Here is a 3,855-nt window from a genome sequence, read left to right as displayed (position 1 = left end):
ACCCTCCACGCCCAGACGGTGCACCACCACGGGCTCACCGCGGACGGCGGTGATCCGGCCGGTCAGGTAGGGCGTACGCAGGTAGGCGTCGGGCGTCGGCGTGCGCCCAAGCCCGCGGGCGATCTCGGCGTCGAACTCAGCGGCGCGCGCGCCGGGCAGTTGAGTGAAGATCATCGCCGGCGCGGTCTGCGGCGCCACCACCTCGATCTGCCGCAGCAGGCTCGACTGGATGAGCACCACGGCCGCCAGCAGCGCCATGCCCAGGCCAATGGCCGGCGCGGCCGTGCGCGCCGCCGAGCGTGGTCCGGCCAGGTTGGCGAGCGCGATCCGCAACGAGCCCCGGGCGGCCCCCCGCATCCGTCCGGCCAGCTTCGCCGCGCCCCAGCCGAAGGCCCACAGCACCACGAAGGCCACGACCACGCCCCCGATCATCAGGCTGGCGGCGAACGGCGTCGGCGCGGTCAGGATCGCCATGGCCGCCAGGCCGGCGGCGCAGAGGATCGCCAGGATCATCTCCGGCCCGAAGCTCACGCGGCCGGAAAGGTCGCTGCGGAAGAGGGCGGCCGGCGGCGTGGTCCGCGCCCGCGCCAGCGGCGCCAGCGAGAAGGCCGCCGCCGACAGCACCCCGAACGCGGCCGCCTTCAGGAGCGGCCCCGGATAAATCGCGAACAGCGCCGGCACCGGCAGCTCCTTCGCATAGAGGGCTCCCAGCGCCAGCGGCGTCGCCGCCCCGACCACCAGGCCGATCGCCACCCCCAGCAGCGCCAGCAGCGCGATCTGCGCCAGGTAGGTGTTGCGGATCAGCCCGCTCTCGGCGCCCAGCGCCTTCAGGGTGGCGATGGCGGGTTTCCGGCCGTCCACATAGGCCGACACGGCGCCGAACACCCCGAGCCCGCCGGCCACCAGCGACGCCAGGCCGATGAAGCCCAGGAAATATTCCAGCTGGTCGATGATCCGGCTGACGCCCGGCGCTGCGTCGTTGCGGTCGCGGATCCGCACGAAGCCCTTCATCTGGCGCCGCACCTCGGCCTTGGCCGCGGCGATATCGGTCGCCGGGTCGAGCGCGATCCGCGCGGTCTCGGCGAACGGCAGCCCCGGCCGCAGGAACCCGCCCGCCGCCAGGGCGTCCCGGTGCGTCAGCACCCGCGGGCCCATGGCGAAGCCGCGCGAGAGCCGGTCCGGCTCGGCCTCCAGCACCGCGGCGGCCCGCACCCGCACGTTGCCGACCAGGAACTCGTCGCCCAGCTTCATCTGCAGCCGGTCCAGCAGCGCCTGCTCCACAGCCGCGCCCCAGACCCCGTCGCGCCGGGCCAGGGCGTCGCGCAGCGACGGCGCGCCCTGGATATCCACGCGCCCCGCCAGCGGGTAGGCGTTGTCGACACCGCGGAACTCCACCAGCCGCCGCTCTCCCCCGGCCGACTGCGCCATGGCCGACGACGCCACCGCGAAGGTCGTGCGGCCCAGTGTCGCCAGCCTGGCCCGCTCCTGCGCCTTGAACCCCCGCTGGCCCACCGACACCGAGATATCGCCGCCCAGGATCTCGCGCGCCTGGCTGGCCAGCCCCTGGCGGAACGCCTCCGCCGTCGAGCTCGCCGCCGCGATCGCCGCCACGCCCAGCGCCAGGCAGGCCAGGAAGATGCGGAACCCCTTCACCCCGCTCCGCAGCTCGCGGGCCGCGAAGCGCAACCACAGCGGCGTCATGCGCGCTCCACCTGCCGCCCGTCGCGCAGCGTCACCACCCGCTGGGCGCGCTCGGCCAGGCCCGTGTCGTGGGTCACCATCAGCAGCGCCGCGCCGGTGTCCTCCACCAACTCGAACAGCAGGTCGGCGACATGGCGCGCATTGGTCCCGTCGAGGTTGCCGGTGGGCTCGTCAGCGAACAGCAGGGCAGGCTTCGGCGCCAGCGCCCGGGCCAGCGCCACCCGCTGCTGCTCGCCGCCGGAAAGCTGGTGCGGATAGTGCCGCAGGCGCGCCGACAGCCCCACCCGGTCCAGCCAGATGCGCGCGTCGGCCATCGCCCTGGGCCGCCGCGCGATCTCCAGCGGCGCGGCCACGTTCTCCTCGGCGGTCATGTTCGGCAGCAGGTGGAACGACTGGAAGATCAGGCTCACCCGCCCGCGCCGCAGCCTCGCGCGCCCGTCCTCGTCCAGCTTGCCCAGGTCCTGGCCGAACAGCAGCACCCGCCCGGCGCTCGGCCGCTCCAGCCCCGCCGCGACGGCGATCAGGGACGACTTGCCCGACCCCGACGGTCCCACCAGCGCCACACGTTCGCCCTTGGCGAGTGTCAGGCTCAGGCTACGCAGGATTTCCACCGGGCCTGCGGCCGACGGCAACGTCAGCCCTACATTCTCCAGCACCAGCGGCTCTATGTCGTCGTCCAAGCGAATCCCCGATTGAGCAAGCTGCAGCCTTTCCTACATAGGACGTCCATGGCCGCGCCAAGACATACTCGCCGTGCTTTTGTTGCATGGGCTTTGCTGACCCCCGCCGCGCCGGCGCTGGCCCAGCCCAAGGGGGCGCGCCGCAAGGTCGTCACCGTGCTTGGCGACTCGATCACCGCCGGCTACGGCCTGCCCGCCGCCGCAGCCCTGCCGAACCAGCTCCACCTGGCGCTGATGAAGCTGGGCGTGCCCAACCTCGTCCGCGCCGCCGGCGTCTCCGGCGACACTCTGGCCGATGGCCTGGCGCGGGTCGACTTCAGCGTCCAGCGCGACACCGACCTCGCGGTCGTGGCCCTGGGCGGCAACGACCTCCTGCAGGGCCAGGACGCCGCCCGCGCCCGCGCCAGCCTGGACGGCATCGTCCGAAAGCTGCAGGCCCGCCGCATCGGCGTGGTCGTGGCCGGCATCGCCGCGCCGGCCGAAGTCGGCGGCCCCTACGCGCGCGACTTCAACGCCGCCTTCGCCACCGTTGCGCGCAGCCGCGCCGTCCCTCTCTACCCCGACCTCCTGGCCGGCGTCGGCCGCAACGCCGCCCTGAAGCAGCGCGACGGCATCCACCCCAACGCCAAGGGCGTCCAGGTCATCGCCGCCCGCCTGGCCCCGATCGTCGCCAAGGCGCTTGCCGCGCGCCGCTGAGCCGCGCGACACTGGGCAAAACGGGAGGAACGCCATGCTCAAGTGGCAGATCGGCGACGTCACGATCACGCGTATCGTGGAGCTGGAGGCCAGTGGCGGCACCCGCTTCATCCTGCCTCAGGCGACCTACGAGGCGATCCGCGAGATCCCCTGGCTCATGCCCCACTTCGCCGAGGAGAGCGGCAAGCTGAAGATGAGCATCCACGCCCTGGTCGTGGAGGCGCCCGGCCGGCGCATCATCGTCGACACCTGCATCGGCAACGACCGCCAGCGTGAGATGGCGGCCTGGTCCAACCTGCAGACGACGTTCCTCGAGGACCTGAAGGCGGCCGGCTTCGATCCCGCCACCATCGACACGGTGCTCTGCACTCACCTGCACGTCGACCACGTCGGCTGGAACACCATGCTGGTGGACGGCGAGTGGATCCCCACCTTCCCCAACGCCCGCTACCTGATCGGCCGCGACGAGTACGCGCACTGGGCGGCGGAGGAGGCCGGCAAGGAAGACCTTTCCACCTCCTATTTCCACGACAGTGTCCGTCCGGTCTGGGAGGCCGGCCTGGTCGACCTGGTCGAGACCGACCACAGGGTCTGCGACGAGGTCAGCCTGGAGCCCACCCTCGGCCACACGCCCGGCCACGTCAGCATCCGCATCCGCTCGAAGGGCCAGGACGCCCTGATCACCGGCGACTTCACCCACCACCCGTGCCAGATGGCCCGCCCCGACTGGGCCTCCGAGGTCGACTTCGACAAGGAGGCCTCCACCGCTACCCGCCGC

Annotated in this window: 4 protein-coding genes; 2 read left to right on the top strand and 2 right to left on the bottom strand. The window is 72.7% G+C overall.

What is annotated here, in order from left to right; all coding sequences use genetic code 11:
* Positions 1–1,701, bottom strand: a 1,701-nt coding sequence (locus QZV94_RS23750) for an FtsX-like permease family protein (protein WP_293682745.1), incomplete at its 3' end; no start/stop codon positions are given.
* Positions 1,698–2,369, bottom strand: a complete 672-nt coding sequence (locus QZV94_RS23745) for an ABC transporter ATP-binding protein (protein ID WP_367255242.1) — start codon at positions 2,367–2,369, stop codon at positions 1,698–1,700. The genes QZV94_RS23745 and QZV94_RS23750, both read right to left, overlap by 4 nt.
* A gap of 105 nt (positions 2,370–2,474) precedes the next feature.
* Between QZV94_RS23745 and QZV94_RS23740 the strand changes: the two genes are divergently transcribed.
* A complete protein-coding gene (locus QZV94_RS23740; protein WP_293682741.1) occupies positions 2,475–3,077 on the top strand; it encodes an arylesterase in 603 nt (200 codons plus the stop codon).
* A gap of 34 nt (positions 3,078–3,111) precedes the next feature.
* Positions 3,112–3,855: MBL fold metallo-hydrolase (locus tag QZV94_RS23735; RefSeq protein ID WP_293682739.1), on the top strand; the 744-nt coding region annotated here is incomplete at its 3' end.

The organism is uncultured Phenylobacterium sp. (genome assembly GCF_902826855.1).
GTDB lineage: Bacteria > Pseudomonadota > Alphaproteobacteria > Caulobacterales > Caulobacteraceae > Phenylobacterium.
The sequence above is the reverse complement of the archived record's forward strand: the minus strand, read 5'-3'. Positions and strand labels throughout refer to the sequence as shown.